The organism is Limnospira sp. PMC 1279.21 (genome assembly GCF_032349615.1).
Taxonomy (GTDB): Bacteria; Cyanobacteriota; Cyanobacteriia; order Cyanobacteriales; family Microcoleaceae; genus Limnospira; species Limnospira fusiformis.
In genome coordinates, this window is record NZ_JARPLU010000006.1 from 14,035 (window position 1) to 39,844 (window position 25,810).

Consider the following 25,810-nt stretch of genomic DNA (forward strand, 5'->3'; position numbering starts at 1 on the left):
CTTTTATCTAGGCGCGCGTCCATAGGTATCTGTCCAGAACTTCAGGCGATCGCCAATTTCATCAGTTAGCAACCCAGGCTCACAACGCCAAGCCCAGTTACCCTCAGCGGTACTGGGTTTATTCATTTTAGCCTCACTTCCCAATCCCAACACATCTTGTAGGGGGAAAATTGCCTGATTAGCCACTGATGACAAAGCCAGCCGAATCATATCCCAGTGAATGCCATCATTTAGCACCTCACCTAGATAACCTAAATAACGAGTTACATGAGCCTGTTGTTTAAGCGATCGATTATTAAACCAACCCACAGTCGTATCATTATCATGGGTTCCCGTATACACCACCCAATTAGGGGAAGTGTAGTTATAGGGTAAATAGGGGTTATCCCGTCCTGAATCAAATGCAAAATGCAGCACCTTCATACCCGGTAACTCAAATTTATCCCGCAAGGCTTCCACCTCTGGCGTAATAATCCCCAAATCTTCAGCAATAATCGGCAGTCGCCCTAACTTTTCCTCAATGGTGTGGAATAGATCCTCTCCCGGTGCATTTACCCACTCACCATTCATGGCAGTAGTTTCCCCCTGGGGAACTGCCCAAAAAGACTCCAGACCCCGGAAATGGTCAATCCGAATAAGGTCTACATAATCCAACATTGATTGAATACGATGCACCCACCAATCAAACCCATTTTGTTTAAGGCGATCCCAGTTATAAACCGGATTACCCCACAGTTGCCCACTTTCGCTAAAATAATCGGGTGGGACTCCTGCCATTAACGCCGCCTCTCCCGTTTCTCCGTCTAAACAGAAAATTTCGGGATGAGACCACACATCCGCACTATCATGGGCTACATAAATCGCCAAATCTCCAAAAATCTGGATTCCCTGTTCATTGGCGTAGCGCTTCAAATTTGCCCACTGACGATTGAAGGTAAATTGCAGATACTTATGGAAAAAGATTTCTTCGCTCAGTTTTTCCTGCCATTTTTTCATCGCTTCTGGCTTGCGCCGGGAAATTTCATCATCCCAAGTGTGCCAACTCGCCCCGTCTTGGGCATCTTTGAGAGCCATAAAAAAGGCGTAGTCATCTAGCCAGTAGCTTTTCTGGCCACAAAATTCATCAAATTCGCGATGAAGGTCTGATGGTTCCTGTTTCCGAAAATTCTGGAAGGCTTTAAGAAATAGAGGGGTTTTCAGTTCTCTTACCCGGTCAAAATCCACCATATCTGTGGGTAGGGTGGGGATTTTGTCTAAATCTTTTGCTGTCAGTAGTCCGGTCTCGGCTAACATATCAGGACTGATTAACAGAGGATTTCCCGCAAAGGCGGAATAGGAAAGGTAAGGAGAATTTCCAAACCCGGTTGGACCTAGGGGCAGGATTTGCCACAGTTGTTGGTGACTGTCTCTGAGAAAGTCCACAAACTGATAAGCATTCGGCCCTATGTCCCCGATGCCATATCGACCTGGTAGGGAGGTAGGGTGTAATAAAATGCCGCTAGATCTGGGCTGAAATGACATAAGAAACCTAAAAGATATAATTGTTTCCACTGGTGACAGGGTGGCTTGTCCTCTCGGCACAGCTTCTTGATCCACCTGCCATCAGGAAAATACCATCCCCTGTCCTACATTTTACTCCTGCTAGGGACGGATTTGGCATAATTAAAAGCTGATTCTGTCCAAACTCTAGGGCGATCGCTCTCGGTTCTGGTAGTGGGACTCTTCATAATCACTATCATCTTACCTACTCTTTCATGGGTTGATATTACCGGATTGCCGGAATTGTGAAACCTCGATGAAACCAAGATGATTAATTTATGAAATGCCCTATTTATTAACCGTAAATTGCGACGAAAATCGGATTTTTATGATACAATGCTTGGGGCGCTAATTATCGGCTCTATGTCCTATTTATTCAAGGGGAGGAAACACTGATAATATGTTAACTGCATTTACGGCGGGACTTTTATTGATTAGCTTGTCGGAATTAGGTGACAAAACCTTTTTTATTGCTGCTATTTTGTCAATGCGATACCCGAGAAGGCTGGTTTTTGCCGGGGTGGTGGCAGCTTTGGCATCTATGACAATTATTGCTGTCGTTATGGGTCGATTGGTGGCTTTCTTGCCCCCAATTTATCTGCACTGGGCGACAATTTTCCTGTTTAGTTTATTTGGAATTAAATTGTTATACCAAGCAAGTAAAATGCCATCCTCTCAGTCCGGTGGTGAGGAAGAAGAGGAGGCTATGAAGGCGGTAGCCGCGTCGAATTTAGCTAAGAATAAGTCGAAGCTGGGGATATTGCTGGAAGCATTTACTTTAACTTTTATCGGGGAGTGGGGCGATCGCACTCAAATTGCTACCATTGCTTTAGCAGCCACTTATCACCCCGTGGGAGTAATATCAGGGGTGATTTTAGGGCATAGTATCTCAACTGCGATCGCCGTTTTGGGAGGCCGCATAATTGCGGGTCGCATTTCCGAACGCACCATTACAGCCGTTAGCGGATGTTTATTTATTGTTTTCGGCTTGGTGGCTTTAATTAATGGTGTCGAAAACGTTTCCGTTTAATCAGTTTTGGGAACTATCATGACTGGATTTTGGGGCTGTTTCTAAAGGTTTATTAACCGTAGTTTTGCCATTGCCATTGCCATTGCCATTGCCATTGCCAGTTATGATAGTGTAGCCGTTACCATTAGCATTTTCTGGGGCATAATACACAGGTTCTGAAGCCTGACGGGTGGCGGGGTGTTTATCACCCACTAAACGGGACTGTAAAGTGGTAGCAATGATATAAAACACTGGCACAATATACAAACTCAGTAGAGTGGAAACCAGCATTCCTCCCATGACGGACATACCAATAGAAACCCGACTAACTGCACCCGCACCTGTGGCAAAAGCCAGAGGCATGACCCCAAAAATAGTCGATAAAGCCGTCATCAAAATGGGTCGAAAACGGACTTTTCCCGCCTCGATCGCCGCCTGAGTAATAGACCGCCCCATTTCTCGCAGTTGGTTAGCAAATTCCACAATGAGAATCGAGTTTTTAGTCGAAAGTCCGATTAACATAATCAAACCAATGCGGCTATAAATATTTAACTCCAATTCAGCAAACCATAGCGCCCCAAAAGCACCTAATAGGGATAGGGGGACCGCTAATAAAATCACAAACGGATCCACAAAACTTTCAAACTGCGCCGCCAAAGTTAGGAAAATAAAGGCTAGGGATAACCCGAAAATGTAAATTGTCGCGTCTCCAGCTTGACTAAACTCGCGGGACTCTCCAGCTAGGTCTGTTCTCATGGTCTCAGGAATAGTGCGATCGGCTAGATCTTGGAGTGCTTCTAAGGCTTCACCGAGACTATATCCTGGGGCGGCACTACCTTCTAAAGTCGCCGACCGGAAGCGGTTAAAGTGGTTAATTTGCGGTGGTAGAGTCGAGTCACGGATAGTCACCAAATTACTGAGGGGGACCATTTGACCCGACTCCGATCGCACAGATATTTCCCCAATATCTTCAGGACTAGCCCGAAATTCCGACTGTCCCCTAACTATCACTTCATAACGTTGATTTCCCCGGTTAAAATTGGTAATTTCCCGACCACCCAGCATAATTTGCAAAGTCCGGGCTATTTCTTGCACAGAAACCCCCAAATTTCCGGCTTGGGATCTATTTACCTCTAAGACCAATTCCGGCTTATTCAGCTTTAAATCGGTGTCCATATTGACCAACTGAGGTAATTCATTCGCCGCCATAGCCAATTGTTCCGAAACTTGTGCCAACTCGCTAATATCATTTCCCTGAAGCACAAATTGTACAGGTTGACCGAGGCGACTTCCTGGTAGTGAACTCGGATTAATTGCAAATACCATGGCATCGGTAATTTGCGAAAACTTGCCAAATAAACGTCGCACGATCGCCTGTTGAGACTGTTCCGGTTCTGTACGTTCTGACCAAGGGACAAGGCTAGTAAAAGCAAAGCCTCGGTTAGCTTGGGCTGCGCCTCTCCCAAATCCGGTTAGGGTAAAAAATGCCCGCATTTCCGGGACATCAGCCAAGATTTCTTCAACTTCCTGAACCACATTATTAGTATAGTTTATACTCGCACCTTCGGGAGCATTAATCGGCACAAAAATCCGCCCCCTATCTTCCGTTGGCAAAAACCCTTGAGGCAATTGTACAAATAGCCAAGCTGTGAGACCCAGAGATGCTACAAATCCCAGCAAAATCACAGGTTTAAATGAGATCAACAATCGCAAACTGGCATCATAGATATTCGCGATGCGATCGAGCAGCCAATCAAAGGCATTCAGAGGGGCTGATAGCAGCCTCATCAACAGGTTTTTACTGCTGTGGGATGGTTTTAAGATAATCGCCGAAACAGCGGGCGCTAAGGTGAGAGCAACGAAGGATGAGAAGACCACAGAAATGGCTAGGGTGATGGCAAATTCATTAAAAATCTGTCCGGTTGCTCCCCCGGAAAAACTGACTGGCACAAATACGGCAATTAGCACCACAGTAGTGGCAATTACAGCAAATACCACCTCCCCCATGGCATGAATGGCAGCCTGGAAAGGGTGCATTTTCTTCTCGTCAATATAGCGGACGATATTTTCTAAAACCACAATGGTATCATCTACCACTAATCCGGTGGCTAGGGTTAGGGCAAATAGGGTCAATACATTAATGGAAAATCCCAGAAAAAACATGGCACCAAATGCGCCAATTAATGAAACGGGAATGGTGATGGTGGGAATTAGGGTAGCCCGCCAGTTTTTCAGAAATAGGAAGATGACTAACACCACCAGGGATATGGCTAACAGGAGACTTTGCCATACTTCATCAATGGCAACTTGCACAAATTCCGAGTAGTCTACTGCTACGGTATAATTCATGCCTTCGGGGAAGTTTTGGGAAAGTTCTTTCATTCTTTCCTTAACCCCTGTAGCCACTTCTAAAAGGTTCGCGTCGGAAAGTCTACTAACTCCTATGGTAACGGCGGGTTGACCCCTAAATCTGGCAATGGTGCGATCGCTTTCTGCGCCGATTTCTGCATAGCCAATATCTCCGATGCGTATTTGTGTACCGTCGGGGTTGCGTCTGATAATTAGGTCTTCGTATTCAGGGGGGGTTTGTAGTCTTCCTAGGGTGCGGACGGGAAATTCCATGGTCTCACCTTCGATGCGACCGCTAGGGATTTCTACGTTTTGTCTCTGTAGGGCATTTTCTACATCTAGGGGGGTCACATTACGGGCGGCCATCCGTTTAGCATCTAGCCAAATTCTCATGGCGTAGCGACGTTCCCCACCGATGAAAATACTACCGACCCCGTTAACGGTTTCTAGGGAGTTTCTCAGGAATTGGTCGGCATAATTACTGAGTTCTAATGTGCTAAAGCGATCGCCATATATGGCAATCCACATAATGCGATCGTCGTCGCTACCATCCTTAGAAACTACCGGGTTATTCACATCAGAAGGTAGTCGCCCCGTCGCCCTAGACACACGGGAGAGAACATCCTGGACGGCTACTTCTAAATCCCGTTCCAATTCAAACTCAACATTGATAGAACTTAGCCCTTCTCGACTAGAGGAGGTCATGGTTCTTAATCCTTGAACCCCGTTAATAGCCGCCTCGAGAATCTCCGTAACTTCCGTTTCTACTACTTCCGCATTCGCCCCCGGATAGGTAGTCCTAACTCTCACAATCGGAGGATCGATGCTGGGAAATTCTTGCACAGGTAGTCGGGTGAATCCCACAAAACCGACTAGGATAATTACCAGGGAACAGACCGTAGCAAAAACAGGACGTTTGATAAAGAAATTGGTAAACACAATTAACCCTCACTATTTATTGACTCTTGGACTCGACCCCAGTTAATTTTGAGGATTGATAGCTGCACCATCTGACAGTCTTTGAATACCGGAAACTATCAGTTTTTCACCCGGTCGTAAACCTTCCACCACTTCCGCATATTGGTCCCTAATTAAACCTAACCGAATTACCTGTCTTTTGGCGGTGGGATTTTCTCCCCCTTCCGTGGTAAATACAAACCTTTCATCTCCCGAAAATTGTACGGCGGTCATGGGTACAACTACTGTGTTTGGTTTTTCATTCCAAATTACCCGCGCCCTCACGAATTGACCAGTACGGAGGAGTCCGTCAGGATTAGTAAATGTCGCTTTGGCTAAGATACTTTGAGAATTAGGATCTACCGTCGGGGAAATAAAGCTAATGCGTCCGGTTCCGATAGGTTCACCTTGGGGGTCTTGCATTTCTACTGCTAGTCCCTCTCGTAGGTCGCCTTGGCGTTCTAGGGGAATAGATAATCTCAATTCTAGGCGATCGTTTTCTGTGAGGGTGGTTAAGGTCTCACCCCGGCTCACAAAGTCTCCCGGTCTCGCCGTCACATCACCAACTATCCCCGTAAAAGGTGCTTGTACAGTCGTCTCTTGTAGCTGCACTTCTAACTGGCGAACACGGGCGGCGGCTTCCGCTACTTGGGCTTCCGCTTGGTCGATTTCTTGGGGTCTCGTGCCGCTTTCTAATCGTCTTAACGCCTGTTCAGATTGTTCGACTCCCGCTTGTCTCAGGGCTATTTCTGATTGGCGATTTTGCTGCAATTGTTCTAGTCGTCTTTCGGATGCTCTCAGGTTGGCTTGGGCGGTTTGTTTTTGCGACACTAAAGCATCAAATTCATCTCTGGAAATTGCCCCGGCTTCCGTGAGTTCTTGAAATCTAGTTACCCGTTTTTCCGCTAATTCTGCTGCTGCTATATTGGCATCTATTTGGGCTTTCGCTTGATTGATTTCTGCCAGTAAACTACCCGATTCCGCATCACTTAGGCGGGCGATAGATTCCCCTAATCTCGCACGGGCTTCCGCAATTTCTTCCGGGCGACTTCCGGCTTGTAATTCTGATACTCTGGCTTGGGTTCGTACTAGGTTGGCTTGGGCTTGTCGCAGTTGCGCTTCTAGGTCATCACTTCTTAAACGGGCGATCGCCTGCCCTTGATTTACCATTTCCCCTGACCTAACATATACTTGGGTGATTCTCCCGTCTATTTCCGATCTTACTTCCACCGACTCCCGCGCTTGTAGCGTTCCCACAAATTCCCCAGCATCCTGAAAGTTCCTAGTTTCTATGCTGGCTACTCTCACCGGAACTCCCCTCGGTCTTTGGGGGGAATTAGTCGCCGCCGCTGGGGTAGTGTCCGCTTGCGCTTTACTAGAATGCCACCATTGACCCCCAGCAAAGCCTACTCCTAGGGCGAGTAATATTCCTACCGTGGCTGATACCAAACCCGATTTATTACTAGGTTCTGATTCCGAATGGCGATCGCTTTCTATCTGCTTTTGGTCTTCTCTTTGTGACTGTTCAGGTATCCCCTCAACTGCCACGACAGACTCATGATAATTCGGGTTTGATGATTCTGATGATGGATAAGACATAATAAATTGTAGTATGATTATAAGATTTTATCGAAAATTAGCGACCCGATAAATTTACCTGGTCTACTGCCATTGTACCTGACAGCTATTTAAATTTGTTATCTATCTTCCGACAGAGAATCCACTCCCTCTATTTCCTGCTGCAAATTATCGTAGGTTTGACTCAGCCATTTTACCTCCGATTCCAACACAAAATTCGCCCTTTTCCAGATATCTAATTGATAGGAATCAATCGGCACATATTCAACCTCTTTATGATTCAGATATTTCATCCTTTCCTCACAAGCTCTGAGGCGATATTCTAGCAACAACAGGCGGTTTTGTAGATTTAAGTCACTAAAAAAGAAATACTTAATTAGAAACCTAGAACGGCTTTTAACCCAGCTCTCTTGTGGCTGTTCTAGCATTTTGTATAACCATCGCTCACGTCCAGCCGCGGTAATACCATAAACCTTCCGACTCGAACCCGCGTCCCCTGCCTCTTCTAGGATAACTTGAATATATCCCCGTTCTTCCAAACGTTTCAGCAAGGGATAAATTGCACCATAGTTAACACTGATACAACTTCCCATAAACAGCTCTAGGCGCTGCTTCAGTCGATAGCCGTGTAAAGGTTCGCGCTGTAGTAGCCCTAATGCAGATAGTTCCAACATTATATCAAATTGATACTTGTGTTGACAATATAGCCAATTTTCGCCTACCAGTCAAGAAATAGGCTAAAAAAGTTGGCGATCGCCTTTAGTCTCAGGTTTTCTCTCCCCCTCTGTATGGCAGATCCACCCATACCAACCACCAAAAAACAGTATCAATCATCTCATAAAAAGGTGCTGACCTCCCAGCCTGGTGGATAAACTCAAGGTTTTATGGAACCCATAACCAAACCCCAGGATTTAATCGAGGTTTAAGTTTTATCAGTTGAGGGTTGACAGTCTAAGGTTTAAGGGTTGAGGATTAAAGATTAATCGTTGACCGCTAAACTTTAAGCCAGATAACCGAGATGGTATGCTTCGCCAAGAAGATCCATCTCTGAGCCATAAATTTAGAGTTTTTCGAGAGACCAGCACCTAATTATTGATGCTCGATAATAAATAGGCTAATCAGGAATGTTAATCAAAGTGCGGGCGTTGCTAATAGAAAGCACCCGGTCTACAGTGGATTTAAACTCCTCCACAAACTCTTGGCGGCGATCGCATTCCCAAGTCAAATTGGTAGGGTCAAGTATTTCTACTCCCTCCCGCCCCAAAAAACTATCAGCCAGGGATTGATACTTTTCCGAAGCCGCATTTTTGCCTAATACTTCCATCGCCAATTTATCCAGTCTTTCCTTTACCCGCGCCTGCGCTATGTCAAAATCTTTGCGCGCCGAAGTATAAGCCGATTGCATCGTATTCAGAACTGACTCATAATAGGCGATAAAGTTTTTCATCTCGATCGCTTCAGCCACAGTCATTTCTTCCCCCGCTACCGATACCATGGTCACCGCATTAGACAAAACCACTGCCCTTTTAATTGTACGCCGACGGGCAATTAAAGCATCCACTTTTTGCACCGCCGCCCGTGCTTTAGTGTTATACTCATCCCGGTTTCTGTAGCCCACAGGAGTTTTTCCCACTTCTACCACAGTGATTAATGTATTACCTTCTAAAGCCGTTCTAGCTGATTCTATGCGCTTACCCAGTAGCGTTAATTCTGCCAAAGCATCTGTTACCGTCATTTCAGCCATTGAACTCACCTCTGTAAAGATTGTCGCCCCTTACCAGATAGACAGAATCCCGAATTAACAGCCCCATAAAAATTAGTAGCTAACCCATTATATACCAACATCGCAGTAAATTAACTCATGAATCTTAATGATATTATTGATGCGATCGCCATTCAGCGTAAATTGCTGTCACCTCAGCAAGCAATCCTAGTCGCCATTTCGGGAATTGATGCTTCTGGAAAAGGCTATATCGCCGCCCAAATTGTCAAAATACTTAGCCAGGGAAATCTGCGGGTAGCCAGCATCAATGTTGATGGGTGGCTTCATCTACCCCACCAAAGATTTAGCCAGACTAACCCCGCAGCCCACTTCTATCAATATGCCATTCGCTTCGACCAGTTATTTAGCCAATTAATCTTTCCCCTGCGTCAACTGCGATCAGTGTCTATTGACGTTGATTATACTCAAGAAACCGCCACAGAATATCAAAAGCATAGATATAAATTCGACAATATTGATATAATCGTCTTGGAAGGAATCTTTTTGTTAAAACAAGAGTTCCAGTCATACTATGACCTTTCTTTTTGGGTTGAATGTACTTGGGAAACCGCATTAGAACGAGCTATTGTGCGATCGCAAGAGGGTTTATCTCAACAAGAAACAGTTCAAGCATATCAGGCCATCTACTTTCCCGCCCAAAAAATTCACTGGGAACGAGATCAACCTAGACAAGCAGCCACAGCAAGTATTAATAACGATTTTCGACTAGCATCGCCGGGACTCAAGCCAGACCCTAGCCCTTGAGTTCATCTATTTAGCCTGAATCTCAAATATTTTAACTTGCTGATATTTCCAGAGCCTATATATCTCCAACATCCCTATATAGGCAAGTTTATGATATATATTACCCAAGTCCAGAGCCCAACAGCAACCTTTTGAACTATGGGCTTGTGATGAACCAACCTGAAAGCCTTTTATTTCCCTGTTAATGTTTTATACACCACTGATTAATGATTGAATCTAAACGACAAACCATCAAACTACAATGGCGCATATTGATAGGATATGCTATACCCATTTTACTCTCTTTTGGAGTAGTATCAGTAATCTACTACAAAGCTACCAACGTCGTCGAACTCACCGCCGCAGTCGAGACCACTCAACTGCAAATGGAAGGAGTTGATCAAATAATTGTTGGCATTTCTAAAATGTTGCGAAATGTGCGAATGAGCCTTTTATTTCCCCAGTCAGAAGACTACGAAACTCTCTATCAAGAAGGCTTTGAGCAGTTCACCACTAATTATGAAAATTTGATGAGGCAGATTGATGATCCCAGTTTGAGGGATGAATTAACCAGAATTAGACGAGCTGGTAATGAGATTGATCGCATTTCCAGAAACGTATTTGATCTGATTGAGAACAATCAATTACCCCAAGCCCAGGCACAAGCCCAAGCCCTCAGTGTCAGTGAGTTAGCAGCTACAGGAGAAAATCTTGACCAGCAAAAGCAACAGCTTCTCAATGCTAAATATAGAGAGTTGGAAAATGCCATGAATACTCTCACTATGATCGCTGCATTGGGAATGTTCATAGCTGCGACTTTAGCTATTATTTTGGCTCTGGTAATTTCCTCCCGCATTAGCCGGACTATTAATGATAGTATTAGTATAATTGCCAGTTCTTCTAATCAGATTGCTAGTACCACAGAACAACAAGAACGCAACGCCAGCCAACAGGCCGGAGCAATTAATCAAACTACTGCTACAATGGATGAGTTAGGGGAAGCAGCCCGGTCAATGGCAGAACAGGCAGAATCCTCCGCTGAAAGCGCCCGTAAAGTCTTGGGTCTCGCTCAATCTTCCATCGAAAGCGCCCAGCAAGTCCTCACTCTCGGTCAGTTTTCTTCTGAAAGCGCCCAGCAAGTGTTAAAACTTGCTCAGTCCGAAACGGAGGCGGTACAGCAAACCCTAGAGAAAATGTTAAATCTCAAGGAAAAAGTAGAGGCTATTGCTGATCAAATTGTTCGACTCAGCCAGCAAACTGAACAAATTGGCATGATTACTAATATGGCTGCTGATTTGGCTAACCAGACTAATATGTTAGCATTGAATGCGGCTGTAGAGGCTGCCCGTGCTGGCGCTCATGGTAAAGGTTTTGCAGTGGTAGCCACGGAAATCCGCAAATTGGCAGACCAGAGTAAACAGTCAGCCGAAAAAATTACCGTTTTAGTTAATAATATTCAAAGGGCGATCGATAGTACCGTATTAGTCACTAATGAAGGTAGCAAGACTACAGAACAAACTATCGAACTTTCCCAGGGGACTGTTAATGCCTTTGAAAAAGTTACCGAAGCCATTAACCCCGTTTTAAAAGCCTCTACAGATGTCAGTGATGCCATTAATCATGTGATTATTAGCAACCAGGAAGCCACCCTAGAGGCTGTTAATGAAGTGGTTTTAAATTCCCAACAAATCTCTCTGAGTTCCCAACAACAAGCCCAAGCAATTCACCAAGTCTTCCAGGCTATGAATAGTCTTAATCAAAGTGCCGCTGAGACTGCTAACGGCTTGCGAGAAACTAAAATCGGTATTCAACGACTTAATCAAGTTGCCCAAAATCTCAAGTCGGAAACCTAGAAATCAACCTCAACCAGGGGGCCACTGCATGGCCCGACCTCCCAAAATATGAATGTGAAGATGATCTACAGTTTGTCCACCATCAGAACCATTATTAATGACTACACGATAACCATTAGTTAACCCAGCTTCCTGGGCTACTTGTTTCACCTTCAGCAGTAAATGTCCCATCAGCCCATGGTCATCGGGGCTGGCTTCCTCTAATTTAGGAATTGGTTTTTTGGGAATTACCAAAATGTGAACGGGTGCTTGGGGTGCAACGTCTCGGAAGGCTAACACTAGGTCATCTTCATAGACGATATCCGCTCGAATTTCCCGCCGGATGATTTTCGTAAAAATTGTTTCTGAATTGCTCATAATTTGGTCCCCAAACTGTCGTATTATACAATGATACCCCCGAATTGACAAGGGCAAATTAGCTCTGAACTCTTAAAAAAAGTTTAATTTTGGGCACTATAATTAATACACCTAAATTGCTATTGAATTCCTCAGCCAGGAAAGGGGCTGCTCAACTCCTGATCCGAGCCAGCTTTGGCCAGAAAACCAGACTATTAAATTCTACTTTGTCCTACTTAATCCTACTTTGTCCTACTTAATCCTACCTAATGTAGGCATCCAAGCATATATAAGGACAAAAACTGGATACTAAATCCTACTTTTTACTATTTACAAATACTGTATTTTGAGTTATTAATAGTATAAGAAAAAAAAGAGGTTAGTCAGCAAATAGCTCTGTATTCGTTGAAAGTTAAATCCGAAAATCCGTCGTAGGTGGTGATTGAAAATTACTGCTAGAAAGAAAAATAACACCTGCGACTGTCCACTAGATTTCCCGATTAACAACTGTATAGATAGTACGTGCAACCCAGATGGCTGTAATTATTTTGTGTCAAGATTTCTCATTTTCCGGTCATGTATAGTCTGCCAATTATGTATGTAGTTTGGAGTTGTGGATAGCGCCCCATCTGTGAACTGTGTTGGTCAAGGTAAATTACCCACAGATTTGGCGGTGTTTATCGGGGAATATGCTGGTTGCTAATTTGTGAGACTGCCTCAAGCCTAAAGAACTGAACAAGAGGAAACTTAAAGATATGGTTTCAACTGTAGAAAGACCCACTAAACTGACATCACCTACAGACAACAGTAGTGGTAGTATAACTCCCGAATGGAAAGGATTTAAACAGGGTAAATGGACAAAAGAAGTAAATGTTCGTGATTTTATCCAAAAAAACTACAGTCTTTATGAAGGAGATAGCGGGTTTTTAGCTAATGCTACAGAACGCACCAATAACCTCTGGGATCAGGTAAAGGAACTGATGGCAGAGGAACGCAAACAGGGCATTTTAGACGCAGAAACTAAAATTCCTTCTGGGATTACTGCTTATGGTGCGGGCTATATAGATCGCAGTTTAGAGCAAATCGTGGGTTTGCAAACTGACAAACCTCTGAAACGAGCGATTATGCCTTATGGTGGTATTCGGGTAGTGAAAAAATCCCTAGAAGCCTACGGCTATGAACTGGACCCAGAAACAGAAAAAATCTTTACTCAGTATCGCAAAACCCACAATGATGGCGTTTTTGATGCTTACACGCCAGAAATTCTCCTAGCGCGCCATTCTGGACTGGTGACGGGATTACCAGATGCTTATGGTCGCGGTCGCATTATTGGTGACTATCGGCGGGTGGCGCTGTATGGAGTCGATCGCCTAATTTTAGACAAGAAGGAGCAACAAGCGTCTCTGGAATTAGACGCAATGGACTCAGAAACCATCTCGCGGCGCGAAGAAATCTGCGAAGAAATCCGATCGCTCCAAGAACTCAAAGAAATGGCAGCATCATACGGGTTAAACATTGGACGACCCGCCGCCACCGCCCAAGAAGCGGTACAGTGGACTTATTTTGGCTATTTAGCAGCAGTCAAAGAACAAAATGGCGCGGCTATGTCTTTGGGACGGGTATCTAATTTCTTAGATATCTACTTCGAGCGAGATTTGCAAAATGGCACTCTCACGGAAAGTGGCGCTCAGGAAATTATCGACCATTTCGTGATGAAATTACGGATGGTGCGGTTCCTGCGGGCTCCTGAATACAACCAACTATTTTCTGGTGATCCTACCTGGGTGACAGAATGTATTGGCGGTATGGGTGAAGATGGTCGCCCCTTAGTCACAAAAAACAGTTTCCGGTTCTTACACACACTCTACACATTGGGTGCTGCTCCTGAACCCAACCTGACTATTTTATGGTCGGAACGTCTCCCAGAGAACTTTAAGCGCTACTGTGCGAAAGTCTCCATTGAAACCTGTTCTACCCAGTATGAAAATGACGATTTGATGCGGGCAGAATATGGGGATGATTATGGCATTGCTTGCTGTGTTAGCGCCATGAAAATCGGTAAGCAAATGCAGTTTTTCGGCGCACGGGCGAATTTAGCCAAGGCGCTGCTGTATGCGATTAATGGCGGTAAAGACGAGACCACAGGCGAGCAAATCGGCCCCTCATGGCTTCCAGTTCAGGGCGATTATCTGGAATATGATGATGTGGCAGAAAAATTCGATCGCTGTTTAGAATGGTTGTCTCGTTTGTATGTCAACACCCTGAACATTATTCACTTCATGCACGATAAATACGCATACGAGCGGATTGAATTTGCACTGCATGATCGTGATGTATATCGGACGATGGCTTGTGGTATGGCGGGTCTGTCTGTGGTGGCTGATGCTTTCTCTGCTATTAAATATTCTCGGGTCAAAGTTATCCGCAATGACCAAGGTTTGGTAGTGGATTATGAAATCGAAGGGGATTATCCCAAATTCGGTAATAATGATGATCGCGTTGATGATATTGCTGCCAATTTGGTTAAGCAATTCATGAACAAAATCCGTCAGCACAAAACCTACCGCAACTCAGTTCCTACCCAGTCAATTCTCACCATTACTTCTAATGTGGTTTATGGTAAGAAAACTGGTAATACTCCAGACGGTCGGAAAGCTGGCGAACCTTTTGCACCGGGTGCTAATCCTATGCACGCACGGGATACACAAGGAGCGATCGCCGCTTTGGCTTCCGTCGCGAAACTCCCCTATGAGCATTCTCAAGACGGGATTTCTTACACCTTTTCCATTGTGCCACAAGCATTAGGAAAACAGGAAAGCGATCGCATCAGCAACCTCGTGGGAATGTTAGATGGTTACTTCGCCGACGACGGTCATCATATTAACGTCAACGTCCTGAACCGGGAAACCTTGGTCGAAGCCATGGAACATCCCGAAAAATATCCACAACTGACCATTCGTGTATCCGGTTACGCCGTCAACTTTATCAAGCTGACCCGCGAACAACAATTAGATGTGATTAATCGTACTTTCCATAGTCGCATCTAGGGATTTATACACCGGGTTAATCAGCAGTAAAATGTGATTAACTCGGTTGCTGTCCATCATTAGTTAGTCTGTAATAACCCGGTTTTAATCAATCCGGGTTTCTGTTGTCTCTCATCGCAATTATGTCTGATTCTCAAAGTCAAATATTCGGTCAAATTCATTCCTATGAAAGTTGCGGCACCGTAGACGGTCCAGGAATTAGATTTGTGGTGTTTACCCAAGGTTGTCCTCTGCGCTGTCTTTATTGTCATAACCCCGACTGTCAAGAAGTAGCAGGCGGTCAACAAGTCAGCGTCGAAGAAATCATCCAACAAGTAGTCAAATATCGCTCCTATATGCGGTTTTCTAATGGCGGTATTACCGTCACTGGCGGCGAACCTTTAATGCAGCCAGAATTCGTCGCTGAAATCTTCCGCCGCTGTCGGGAATTGGGGATTCATACAGCCTTAGATACCTCTGGTTATATCCCCCTGAATGTAGCTAAACCAGTGCTAGATTATACCGATTTAGTGCTTTTAGATATCAAATCTTATCACAGCGAAACCTATCGGAAAGTCACCTGTGTTTCCGTAGAACCAACCCTGAATTTTGCCAAGTATTTACATGAGATTAATAAACCGACATGGGTGCGGTTTGTGTTAGTACCAAATTTAACTAATGACATCAATAATATGGAAGCATTAGCTAAGTTTGTGTCCGGCTTCACCAATGTAGAAAAAGTCGAGATTTTGCCCTTTCATAAAATGGGTGAATATAAATGGGAGGAAATCGGCTACGAATATAAACTTAAAGATACTCCCGAACCCACCCCAGAACAAGTCAGCACAGCTATAAACATCTTTGAAAAGTATGGTTTGGCGGTGGTAGCTTAACACTTACTACCAGCGTTAATCTGACTTAATTTTAAAGCGATCGCTCCTCATTCACCCCCCAAATCAGTCACCCTTTTTTCCCGATTAGAGAAACTTTGAGTAATTTGATAGAGCAGAAATAAAGATACAATAATCCCCACAAACTCCGCCGCCATAGCATTAAGAGCAGCCTGTAGTGTAATCATATCCATAGGTACAATAATCGGACCGCTGCGACTTAAAATAGTCGCTCCCTCACTCGGATTATAAATCGTGGCGGCTCCCGGTGGCACAGACAGCATTCTAAATAATAGAGCCCCCACCTTCCACATTGCCACGACCATAGCACAAATCATACCCGCTATATTAGTTCCTAACCCAATCCAAAGAGAGCGAGTTACACTAGCCTTACTCGGACGACGGTCTGGGTCAGTCAGTTGATCACCAATTCGGGTATAGTGAAAACACCAGTAAATGGTAAACCCTAGAGCCAACAAACAGCCATAAGCCAGAACTAAACCCACAAATGATTGTCCGAGTCTATTTCTGGCGGGACTGAGAAATAACGCAAACAACAACAGAAAAATGGGTACAACCCCAAAAAAAACCTGCAAACATAAGCCGATCAACCCTCCCTTTTGAAAAGCCAAGGCAATTTGATTAATATGGGACGGAGATGATTGGAAATTAACTTGCTCAGACATTGCCCATAAATTCCTAGTGAATCACAGTATTCTAGCGGTTCGATTAAATGGAGGCAACATGAATTTTTTCGATAAACTAATTAGCAGCATTGAGCGCAACCAAAGTTTGCTCTATGTGAACCTTGACCCCGACCCGGAAGTATATCCGCCTAACTTTGAGAATGAGCAGGGCCTAGGGTTGGTCGATGATGGTAAACTCGTGGAGGAGTGGTATCGATGGTTAAAGGCGATCGTAGAGCAAACCGCCAACTTAGTTTGTGCCTATAAACTAACTTTAAATACCTATTTAGGACTTGGCTTGTCCGGGTGGCATCTTTTACAGCAGATTTTAGACCATATCCCCTCTACAATACCCGTCATTCTCGATGCTAAACACGCTGATCTCAATAGCGCCAGCCTGTTTGCGCGCATGATTTTTACAGAATGGGGGGTTGATGCTTGCACCGTATCCCCCTACACCGGACAGGATTTGGTCACACCCTTTCTGGTCTATCCTAATAAAGCAGTATTTGTCCTGTGTGCGACTGCTAACCCGTCCGCTAACCTACTCCAAGAATATCCTAACCCCGCACATCCTCTTTACTTGGAATTGGTGCGAGCTACCCAAACCTGGGGAACTCCAGAACAGGTCGGGTTAGAGGTCGGGGTCATGGCGGATATGTTAGCACGAATTCGTCGCCAAGCTCCAGAGCGTTTGATTTTGGTTCAGGGAAATAGTGCTGAGGAAAACGATCTAACCGAACAAGATGATCTGATCCAAATTCTGGCCGCGGGTTTGGGTGCTGACGGTGCGGGTCTATTGCTACCTCTACCACCACGTTTATTGCAACGGGGAACTGTCACAGAGGCGGTGCGGTCTTTGCGAGATGCTATCAATGACGAACGCCTGCGGGTTATGCAAGGTAGTCCTAGCTGTGACCTGTGGCTTCCTGATGTCTGTTTCTTGGAAAATGAACCCCACCGCGACCTGATTCTGCAACTTTATGATATTGGTTGCATTATGTTTGGCGACCATGTGCAATCATCAGGAGAGGTTCTCCCCTATTATATTGACTTGCGCCGGATTATTTCCATGCCCCAGATTTTTCATCAGATTGTGGGAGCATACGCAGAAATTCTCCAAAATCTTAATTTCGATCGCATTGCGGGTATTCCCTATGGGTCTCTACCTACAGCCACTGGTTTATCTCTCCGTTTAGGACGACCTATGGTGTTTCCACGAAAGGAAGTCAAAACCTATGGCGCTAAAAGGGCGATCGAAGGGCATTTTCAGTCAGGGGAACTCGTTGTCGTTGTCGATGATATCCTCATTACTGGCAATAGTGTCATGAAAGGAGCCGCCACATTACAAGCCGCAGGACTAAGGGTTGAGGATATTGTGGTATTTATCGATCATGGTCGCCAGGTCATGGAAAGGTTGACAGAAAATGGCTATCGTGGTCATGCGGTATTAAGTCTCGATGAAATTTCCCAAACCTTATACCAGGCTAACCACATTTCATCTCAACAATTTAAACTGTTCCAACAGCACATCTAGTTGACTATTATAGTCATTTATTCCCTCCATTGGGCTATATTGACATGACTTATCAATAAACTTAATGCGATCGGTTATGATATAATAGCACTTTTTTTCTACCAACCAAGAATCTATTAATACCTATTAACCAGCCTCTGACCTCCGGTTTATGGCCGTATTGCCGTTTGTTTATTAACAAAAATTCTTGTTTAACTCCCCACCTAGTGATATAGTATATCTGGAATTAGATGCAACTAATTCTTAATAACTGTCCCTAACAAAAACTATATGAGGGTAACAAATGTTCAAACGTAGACATTTTTTAGCGGGGATGCTCACCCTAGCCTTAGTTCTGGGTATAGCCCAAGTTAGCCAGTCTCAGAATCAGACTTTAACTATTTACTCTGGGCGACAAGAGGCTCTGATTGGTCCATTAATCAAACGAGCCGAACAGGAGCTAGGTCTTAATATTAGAGTCCGCTATGGTGACACTGCCGAATTAGCGATCGCTATTATTGAAGAAGGACGCAATAGCCCTGCTGACATATTTTTTGCCCAAGATGCTGGAGCCTTGGGAGCCTTACAAAAAGCCGGTCGAACTCGCGCCATTCCCGCACAAATCATCAGCAGAGTAGATTCTCGTTTCCGTTCCCCTAACAACCACTGGGTAGGGATTACAGGTAGAGCGCGGGTACTAGCCTACAACACCAGGCAGGTCAACCGCAACGAACTACCCAACTCCATCTCCGAACTCACCCAACCCAAATGGCGGGGGAGAGTTGGCTGGGCTCCCACCAACGGTTCTTTTCAGTCCTTCGTTACCGCCATGCGCCTAGTAGAAGGTGATGCTAAAACCATGCAATGGCTCCAAGCCATGAGAAATAATGGGGTTGTAGTTTACCGGAACAATACGACCATTGTTGAAGCCGTAGGTCGAGGAGAAGTAGATATTGGGTTAGTCAATAACTACTACCTATATCGCTTCTTAGCAGATGATCCTAACTTCCCCGTCGCTCACCACTACACCCGTGGCGACGCAGGATCATTAATTAACATAGCCGGAGTAGCTATTCTCGACACAGCCAGAAACGCCCAAGATGCACAGCGATTTATCCAGTTTTTACTCACCAATAACGCCCAAAACTTCTTCGCTCGAGAAACAAAAGAATATCCCCTAGTCGAAGGAATACCAGCCCCAGAGCGACAGTTATCTATTGAGCAAATCAATCCCCCAAGAATTGACTTAGCCAATCTAGCTGACTTACAGGGGACCATGGTACTGCTACAACGGGCGGGCGTGTTATAGAACTAGACTTTAGGGTGCGAACATATTGGCGATTGACGCACCCTAGCTGTTGATGATGAGAGGGCGATTAAACGCTAGTTTCGTGATATTTTCGTAAATATGTTGGTAAGTATAATGATCATTATTGCACTTCAGGTCAACTATAGCAACCAATTTGTAGAGCCGGATTCTGAATCATAACAACTCAAACTGGTAAGCTGACATAATCTTGATAGGGTTCTCACCTGTTCCCGATGGATAGGGGTAAACCACTGTAAGTCAATCACCATAACTTCTAGTGTCAATGTAACCGGGTCAAGACAAATTCCCGCCGCCCGTGTTTCGTCAATTTGGGTAGTCCAATATTCGATACCATCGATTTGGTCGGCTCTACCCTGACGAACTAATTCTAACAAAAGCTGTTCTTTGGGATTCGCCCAATTAGCATCCACCATGGACAAAGCGCGATCGATGCGACTTTCCAGAGTTTCAGGTTCCCAATTCTGAGTTTGGGCTAGATGGTAAATCTGTCTAAGTTCTATATTCCCGAATTTGGTGGACAGAGGCAGTTCTGCGAGTGAGCCATCTGGGTTGATATAAGTTTTGGTAGATGTAGTCATCACAATCATATTTCTCTCCAGGACAAGTAAGCGGCCAACCTTTTAGTATCTTCATCATCCCAAAGGTTTCCGAAAATCTCAGTGATTTCTCGGATCGATTCTCGTGATGTTCATAGGGTTTCTAGGTGAGACTACGCAAATTAACTGATGACCCAATCAACTAAGTTGTAGTGATGGTGATCACTTTTCGGAGCCAGTTGGGGTGATCTTAGCGACTGATGGACAACCGTAGGTAATTAATCCCGGCTTTCACTGCTTCATAGCCAAACAGTAAAATTAAACCGGAAAGGACTGCTCCCATGAGACAAACTACTAATCCCCCCAAGGTAATCGCCCCATCATCATCCAACAGCCCAAATCCGGTAATAAAAATCCCGATCGCTGGTAGTGTATTAGTTAAGGGAATAGGCAGCATCATGGAGACTGCCATAATTGCGATCGCACAACCAATCACAACCCTTCCCACGGGATGAGTACAAATAAAACTCAAGCGGGGACGGCAAAACACCTCAATTTTCTGTAACCAAGGAATCCCCACTTTTAAAATTCCCTGTACCTTTTCCAAAGGCAATTGACGGTTGAGCCATGAATTCGGAAACCAAGGCGTTTGTGAACCCGCAATCAATTGAATAGCTAACAAAAATAATAAAATCCCAAAGGGAATCGAATAGCCAGGAGCCGGAATGGGAAGGGCGGAAGGCAGCGCCAGCACCACAAACAAAAACCCAAAAATCCGCTCTCCTGCCAGAGTAATAATATCACCCAGCGTTACCTGAGAGGAACGGGACTCTTCCCAAAAATAGCGCTGAAGTTCAACAGAAAGTTTTGCCACAAGCCACAGCTAAAGATAAAAAAACTAACCGGAATCAATCAACCAGAATATATTTAGGCAACCGTCTCCGGTTGCCTTGACAGATATTGCCTAAATCCAACCCCAAGAAAAACTGGAGAGATTAGTCAGTGCCAACAGTCCAGGAATTCATATACTCAATCTGTTCTGATGTCAAGGTATCAATAGCAATACCCATGGCTTTCAATTTCAGACGAGCAATTTCCTGATCCACGTCTTGGGGGATAGAGTGCAGACCGGGTTCGAGTTTGCCTTGATTTTTGACCAGATATTCACAAGCCATGGCTTGGTTAGCAAAACTCATATCCATAACGGCACTAGGATGACCTTCAGCAGCCGCCAAGTTGATCAAACGTCCTTCACCCAAAACCACAACAGATTTACCGTTTTTGAGCTTATATTGTTGGGTAAAATTACGAACTTCCTTGATTTCGGTAGAACGTTCCGCCAGCACTTTCAGGTCAATTTCAATATCGAAGTGACCAGAGTTGCAAACCATAGCCCCATCTTTCATCACATCGAAATGTTCCCCACGAATAACGTGCTTATTACCAGTCACAGTAATAAACAAATCTCCCACGGCAGCGGCTTGTTCCATAGGCATCACGCGGAAACCATCCATGACGGCTTCAATAGCCCGGACTGGATCAACTTCGGTAACAATGACATTAGCACCCAATCCACGAGCGCGCAAGGCGGAGCCTTTACCACACCAACCGTAACCGACAACGACGACATTTTTACCGGCGAGCAGAACATTAGTAGCGCGGATAATACCATCAAGGGTAGATTGACCAGTTCCGTAGCGGTTATCAAAAAAGTGCTTAGTATCTGCGTCGTTAACGTTCATAGCCGGGAAAGTCAGTTTCCCATCATTAAACATAGCCCGCAGACGGACAATTCCGGTAGTGGTTTCTTCAGTAGTACCAATAATTTCAGGTAGTTGATGCTGACGGTTTTTAACGAGGGTAGCGGTAACATCACTACCATCATCAATAATAATATTGGGGCGGTGATCAAGGGCAATCTCGACGTGGCGCAGATAGGTGGCTGTATCTTCCCCTTTCATGGCGAAAACGGGGATGCCATAATCAACCACCAAACTAGCGGCTACATCGTCTTGGGTTGACAGGGGGTTACTAGCAATAAGTATAGCATCCGCGCCCCCAGCTTTGAGAGCGATCGCCAAATGTGCTGTTTCTGTGGTGACGTGACAGCAAGCAATTAAACGGATACCATCAAAGGGCTTTTCTTGGGCAAAACGTTCTTGAATTTGGCGCAAAACTGGCATTTCACGCCCCGCCCATTCAATCCGTTGTTTGCCTTTTGGGGCAAGTGTTGGGTCTTTAATTTCATATTTGGCTTGGACGGTTGTTGAACTCATGCAGTTATTTCCTTTATAAATCGCGTTTTGGCTGCCAAGTGTTTGGCAAATTATAGGGGCACCCAACTTATGGACGACTGGCCTTTACGATTCTAGCACCATTAACCGCAAGATATTATATATCATCGAGGTAATTCGGGCTGATATCGGTAGGCATATCGATAATAGCGGTAATATCTCAGAGCGGCTCTGAGTAGATGAGACTGGGAAGCCACCCCGGCTAGTTCCAGATGGCTAGTATCTCCGGCTAGTTCCAGGTTCCAACCATGATCATCAGCTACTAACTTGACTAGACAGCAAAGAGAGGTTTTGAGTTTCTGCTTTCGCGTAATTAATGCTTGGGTGAGTCCTTTCACTGAGGCTGCATGACCTACCAGTACCAGATTTTCGGGGTATTGTGTGGTTAAGCGTTGGATAGTGCTGGTCATGCGTTGTTGAGCCATGGACCAGGTTTCGGGATACTGCCAACCTTGGGGCGATTCATAGTTAAGATTGATGCGGGGAAAATCGGCTTTTAGTTCTGATGACGATCGCATTTTCGGCAAATAGGGGAAGCTGTAACCACTTAAAAACTCTCCCAGTCCCGGTTCTAGTTGCACTGGTAAATCCAGAACTTCGGCTACGGCGTGGGCGGTAGCAACGGTTCGCAGAAATGGGGATGCGAAAATGTAGTTAATCTTTTCTCCCCCTAGACGTTGGGCTAGGGCGATCGCTTGCTTTTCCCCTTTGGCTGATAAGGGCGGGTCAAAAGGATTGCTACTGCTACGATACCAATTAGAATCGGCATGGTCTTGGCGATCGCCGTGTCGGGCTATCCACAGGGTTTGATTCATCTTAATGGCAGGTTGTCACGCTTTTCGGGTTCAATCATAACCCGATAGTCATCCCATCACCGACGCTTCGGGCTTTCCTATTACCTAGGTATCGATGAGCGATTATCAATTGTTATCCCCACTGGGAATATCCGTGTCGAGTGTGGGGCGCAACTGAATCAAGCGATCGCCTTGATGACTGCGAGGAATCACCACCAACGCAGGGCGGCGGGTTTCATCCCGTTCCGGTAGGGCTGGGAATATATAATAATCCCCATCCACATCAATCAGCAACCGCCAGACCCGATTCTGGCTGGGGTTATTAATCGCCGCACTCAGCAGTTGCTGGTAGCTGCTTGCGTCACCAATAATGCGGATCTGACTGATCTAGTTCTCTGGGTGTTACCGTTGTTAACATCTTCCATAGATTCCGGCGACAGCCATTTCTGTTGTTTTTGAGTTCTGCTATGTTCCCAGTAATACACGGCAAAAATTCGGGAGTTTGGTAGCTCCGTCTTTTTAAAGCGGGGCGGAAAAACGACTCGGCGGCTTTAGCCGCAATGACTATGATAGAATGGTATCGCCTTCTCTATGACCCAAATGAAAGGGGCTTAACATCCCGTGAGGGCAGACTTGCATCATGCAGAAATGTCGGCAGCAAAGACGTTTCATTGGCGAGAGACAAAAGGTGATTGAATGAAAATAAGTAAAAGGAAGCCTTCGGGCCACCTATAGAGGCGTATTTGACTTCGCCTAGGAGTCCGACTTGTCGGAAGTTCTGAAATCCCTCCGGGGAATCCCCGTCGCTTTAGCGCGGGGAGTAGTCAATTTGATAGGACGAGCCATGACTATGGAACCTTCACCAATCACCCCTTGGTCATCCATGCAGTGGTATAACCCCCCTGCGGCATGGCAGAATCGCGGCGATCGGCTTTGGGTTAAAACCGGGTTGAAAACCGATTTCTGGCGGACAACTCACTACGGTTTTATTCGGGATTCTGGTCACTGTTACTACCGTGAAGTATTGGGCAACTTTCGAGCCCGGGTCTGTTTTTCGGGGCAATACCAGGAACTCTATGATCAAGCTGGATTGATGGTTAGAGTCAGTAAAACCCATTGGCTCAAGTGTGGCATTGAATATGTAGATGGTGTCCAATACGCCAGTGCAGTTGTGACACGGGAGCGATCGGATTGGGCCGTTGCTCCCTTGGCAGGTCAACCCGATCGGGTTTGGTTTGAAGTACGGCGCAGAAATGAAGCCATTGCAGTTCTCTACTCCCTCGATGGTGATAAATTTGTCCTATTACGTCTGACGGATTTTCCCGAAGAACCTACGGCTTGGGTTGGCCCGGTGTGTGCATCCCCAGAACGGGAAGGATTTGAGGTAACTTTTGAGTCTTTCACGGTAGAACTGAGTACAGCACCAGTGGTTGATTAGAACTGAGTTTGTAGCTTGGGTTATGCGATCGCATAACCCAAAAACTCACCAGATTGCACAGCTAGGGGTGTATAAAACTGATGCGTCTATTTACTATTAGTCGGCTGATTATCTTTAGCTTGACTGGGAATATCGGTGTCGAGTGTGGGGCGCAACTGAATTAGGCGATCGCCTTGATGACTGCGAGGAATCACCACCAACGCAGGGCGGCGGGTTTCATCCCGTTCCGGTAGGGCTGGGAATATATAATAATCCCCATCCACATCAATCAGCAACCGCCAGACCCGATTCTGGCTGGGGTTATTAATCGCCGCACTCAGCAGTTGCTGGTAGCTGCTTGGGTCACCAATAATGCGGATACCTTGAGGATTGCGGATATCATCGGGGTTCACCCCCAAGGGAAAACTATCCTCTCGCACAACCACCGTCACCACCGGGAGAGACGAGGTTTCATTCACCGCATCCCGCCACGCATCCGCTTCTCCCTGCCATTGTGCCAGCCAGAAACAGCCCGCCAGCACCCAACAGATAATCAATGTTTCATCCAAAAGCGATCGCACAAATCGCAGGGATTGATACTCCAACAGGTGGAACTCCAGAAACGATTTTAGCAGTTGCAACAGTCCCCGATACAACCGAAATAGCCAGCGTTTCCAGAATGTTTGAGGCGGTTGACTGGCTAAACGATTATTGAGGGAAGCCAATATCCCCCCATGGATGTTCTCGAGTCCAGCTTGGAACCGGAGTGAGGGTTGCCCTTCCAGTAACCACAGACTGCAATAAACCCCCACCACAACCAACGCCGCCGTTATAATGGTATGGAAAATGGCTCGGAAGCTGCCAAAAAACACTTGAAAGGCAGCAATATAAAACGACTCTAGGGGCAAAGGCAGCGTGGTAACTTCCAGTTGGAAAAACGCGAAATACATCCAGCGATAAGTCCACCCCGTGAAGTATAGCACCGCCCCCAACATCACCAGCAAACTGGCAATTCTTCCCAGGGCAAAAGTTTCCGGGGGTAAACGCTGTGAATCACTCATCTCAACCTTATCCCAAAGATGACAACAAACCCTCTCGGGGCTACCTCTTACCGTTTAGCCAGTCGGCCCTCATCCGCCCTCACCCCAGCCCTCTCCCAAAATGGGAGAGGGAGCAAGAGGGGGCTTTGGATTC

At 45.5% G+C, this 25,810-nt stretch carries 21 protein-coding genes; 8 read left to right on the plus strand and 13 right to left on the minus strand.

Annotation, left to right across the window (positions count from 1 at the left end; all coding sequences use genetic code 11):
- Positions 1-3: 3 nt before the first annotated feature.
- On the minus strand, positions 4-1,521 hold the full coding sequence (malQ, locus tag P5683_RS01725; RefSeq protein ID WP_046318902.1) for a 4-alpha-glucanotransferase: 1,518 nt from the start codon (positions 1,519-1,521) through the stop codon (positions 4-6).
- Between the two features lie 418 nt (positions 1,522-1,939).
- Between malQ and P5683_RS01730 the strand changes: the two genes are divergently transcribed.
- Positions 1,940-2,569, plus strand: a complete 630-nt coding sequence (locus tag P5683_RS01730) for a TMEM165/GDT1 family protein (protein WP_315638803.1) — start codon at positions 1,940-1,942, stop codon at positions 2,567-2,569.
- Here P5683_RS01730 and P5683_RS01735 read toward each other — a convergent pair whose 3' ends face one another.
- The 4 genes from P5683_RS01735 to P5683_RS01750 form a co-directional block, all read right to left on the minus strand.
- Complete coding sequence (locus tag P5683_RS01735) at positions 2,570-5,836, minus strand: efflux RND transporter permease subunit (protein ID WP_315644824.1); 3,267 nt, start codon at positions 5,834-5,836, stop codon at positions 2,570-2,572.
- A 42-nt stretch (positions 5,837-5,878) separates the two neighbouring features.
- Positions 5,879-7,453 carry an efflux RND transporter periplasmic adaptor subunit gene (locus tag P5683_RS01740; RefSeq protein WP_187757800.1) on the minus strand — a complete coding sequence of 525 codons (1,575 nt, stop codon included), beginning with the start codon at positions 7,451-7,453 and terminating at the stop codon, positions 5,879-5,881.
- A 98-nt stretch (positions 7,454-7,551) separates the two neighbouring features.
- Positions 7,552-8,106 carry a PadR family transcriptional regulator gene (locus P5683_RS01745; protein ID WP_008055996.1) on the minus strand — a complete coding sequence of 185 codons (555 nt, stop codon included), beginning with the start codon at positions 8,104-8,106 and terminating at the stop codon, positions 7,552-7,554.
- 440 nt (positions 8,107-8,546) lie between these two features.
- Positions 8,547-9,176, minus strand: coding sequence for a hypothetical protein (locus P5683_RS01750; protein WP_006622702.1), 630 nt, complete (start codon positions 9,174-9,176; stop codon positions 8,547-8,549).
- Between the two features lie 117 nt (positions 9,177-9,293).
- On the opposite strand from P5683_RS01750, the gene P5683_RS01755 reads away from it, so the two are divergent.
- The gene (locus tag P5683_RS01755) at positions 9,294-9,959 is read left to right on the plus strand and encodes a uridine kinase (protein WP_006668986.1); all 666 of its coding nucleotides are present in this window, start codon (positions 9,294-9,296) and stop codon (positions 9,957-9,959) included.
- A gap of 206 nt (positions 9,960-10,165) precedes the next feature.
- On the plus strand, positions 10,166-11,791 hold the full coding sequence (locus tag P5683_RS01760) for a methyl-accepting chemotaxis protein (RefSeq protein ID WP_006622700.1): 1,626 nt from the start codon (positions 10,166-10,168) through the stop codon (positions 11,789-11,791).
- Between the two features lie 9 nt (positions 11,792-11,800).
- Here the strand turns inward: P5683_RS01760 and P5683_RS01765 are convergent, their stop codons facing one another.
- A complete protein-coding gene (locus P5683_RS01765) occupies positions 11,801-12,148 on the minus strand; it encodes a histidine triad nucleotide-binding protein (RefSeq protein WP_006668987.1) in 348 nt (115 codons plus the stop codon).
- A 734-nt stretch (positions 12,149-12,882) separates the two neighbouring features.
- On the opposite strand from P5683_RS01765, the gene pflB reads away from it, so the two are divergent.
- Both pflB and pflA read left to right on the plus strand, forming a co-directional pair.
- Positions 12,883-15,174: a formate C-acetyltransferase gene (gene pflB / locus P5683_RS01770; protein ID WP_315638797.1), complete on the plus strand. Its 2,292-nt coding sequence runs from the start codon at positions 12,883-12,885 to the stop codon at positions 15,172-15,174.
- Between the two features lie 122 nt (positions 15,175-15,296).
- Entirely contained in the window at positions 15,297-16,046 is a 750-nt protein-coding gene (pflA, locus tag P5683_RS01775) for a pyruvate formate-lyase-activating protein (protein WP_006668988.1), read from the plus strand.
- Positions 16,047-16,093: 47 nt separating this feature from the next.
- Here the strand turns inward: pflA and P5683_RS01780 are convergent, their stop codons facing one another.
- Positions 16,094-16,729 (minus strand): DUF3611 family protein, encoded by a 636-nt coding sequence (locus tag P5683_RS01780; protein ID WP_006622696.1) that lies wholly within the window; start codon positions 16,727-16,729, stop codon positions 16,094-16,096.
- 58 nt (positions 16,730-16,787) lie between these two features.
- Here P5683_RS01780 and P5683_RS01785 point away from each other — a divergent pair, with 58 nt between their 5' ends.
- Together P5683_RS01785 and P5683_RS01790 are read left to right on the plus strand one after the other, a co-directional pair.
- On the plus strand, positions 16,788-18,266 hold the full coding sequence (locus P5683_RS01785) for a bifunctional orotidine-5'-phosphate decarboxylase/orotate phosphoribosyltransferase (RefSeq protein WP_006622695.1): 1,479 nt from the start codon (positions 16,788-16,790) through the stop codon (positions 18,264-18,266).
- A gap of 283 nt (positions 18,267-18,549) precedes the next feature.
- A complete protein-coding gene (locus P5683_RS01790) occupies positions 18,550-19,554 on the plus strand; it encodes an iron ABC transporter substrate-binding protein (protein ID WP_006668990.1) in 1,005 nt (334 codons plus the stop codon).
- Between the two features lie 140 nt (positions 19,555-19,694).
- On the opposite strand, the gene P5683_RS01795 is transcribed toward P5683_RS01790, so the two are convergent.
- The 5 genes from P5683_RS01795 to P5683_RS01815 all read right to left on the minus strand — a co-directional run bounded on the left by P5683_RS01795 (position 19,695) and on the right by P5683_RS01815 (position 23,493).
- Complete coding sequence (locus P5683_RS01795) at positions 19,695-20,153, minus strand: hypothetical protein (protein ID WP_228116430.1); 459 nt, start codon at positions 20,151-20,153, stop codon at positions 19,695-19,697.
- A gap of 208 nt (positions 20,154-20,361) precedes the next feature.
- Positions 20,362-20,985: an exopolysaccharide biosynthesis protein gene (locus P5683_RS01800; protein WP_315638792.1), complete on the minus strand. Its 624-nt coding sequence runs from the start codon at positions 20,983-20,985 to the stop codon at positions 20,362-20,364.
- A 121-nt stretch (positions 20,986-21,106) separates the two neighbouring features.
- Entirely contained in the window at positions 21,107-22,387 is a 1,281-nt protein-coding gene (ahcY, locus tag P5683_RS01805) for an adenosylhomocysteinase (protein WP_315638790.1), read from the minus strand.
- Between the two features lie 122 nt (positions 22,388-22,509).
- Complete coding sequence (locus P5683_RS01810) at positions 22,510-23,220, minus strand: histidine phosphatase family protein (RefSeq protein WP_111893692.1); 711 nt, start codon at positions 23,218-23,220, stop codon at positions 22,510-22,512.
- A gap of 105 nt (positions 23,221-23,325) precedes the next feature.
- On the minus strand, positions 23,326-23,493 hold the full coding sequence (locus tag P5683_RS01815; RefSeq protein WP_006622688.1) for a hypothetical protein: 168 nt from the start codon (positions 23,491-23,493) through the stop codon (positions 23,326-23,328).
- 472 nt (positions 23,494-23,965) lie between these two features.
- On the opposite strand from P5683_RS01815, the gene P5683_RS01820 reads away from it, so the two are divergent.
- Positions 23,966-24,637, plus strand: a complete 672-nt coding sequence (locus P5683_RS01820; RefSeq protein ID WP_006622687.1) for a DUF1349 domain-containing protein — start codon at positions 23,966-23,968, stop codon at positions 24,635-24,637.
- Positions 24,638-24,723: 86 nt separating this feature from the next.
- Here the strand turns inward: P5683_RS01820 and P5683_RS01825 are convergent, their stop codons facing one another.
- On the minus strand, positions 24,724-25,677 hold the full coding sequence (locus P5683_RS01825) for a hypothetical protein (protein WP_315638787.1): 954 nt from the start codon (positions 25,675-25,677) through the stop codon (positions 24,724-24,726).
- Between the last annotated feature and the right edge of the window lie 133 nt (positions 25,678-25,810).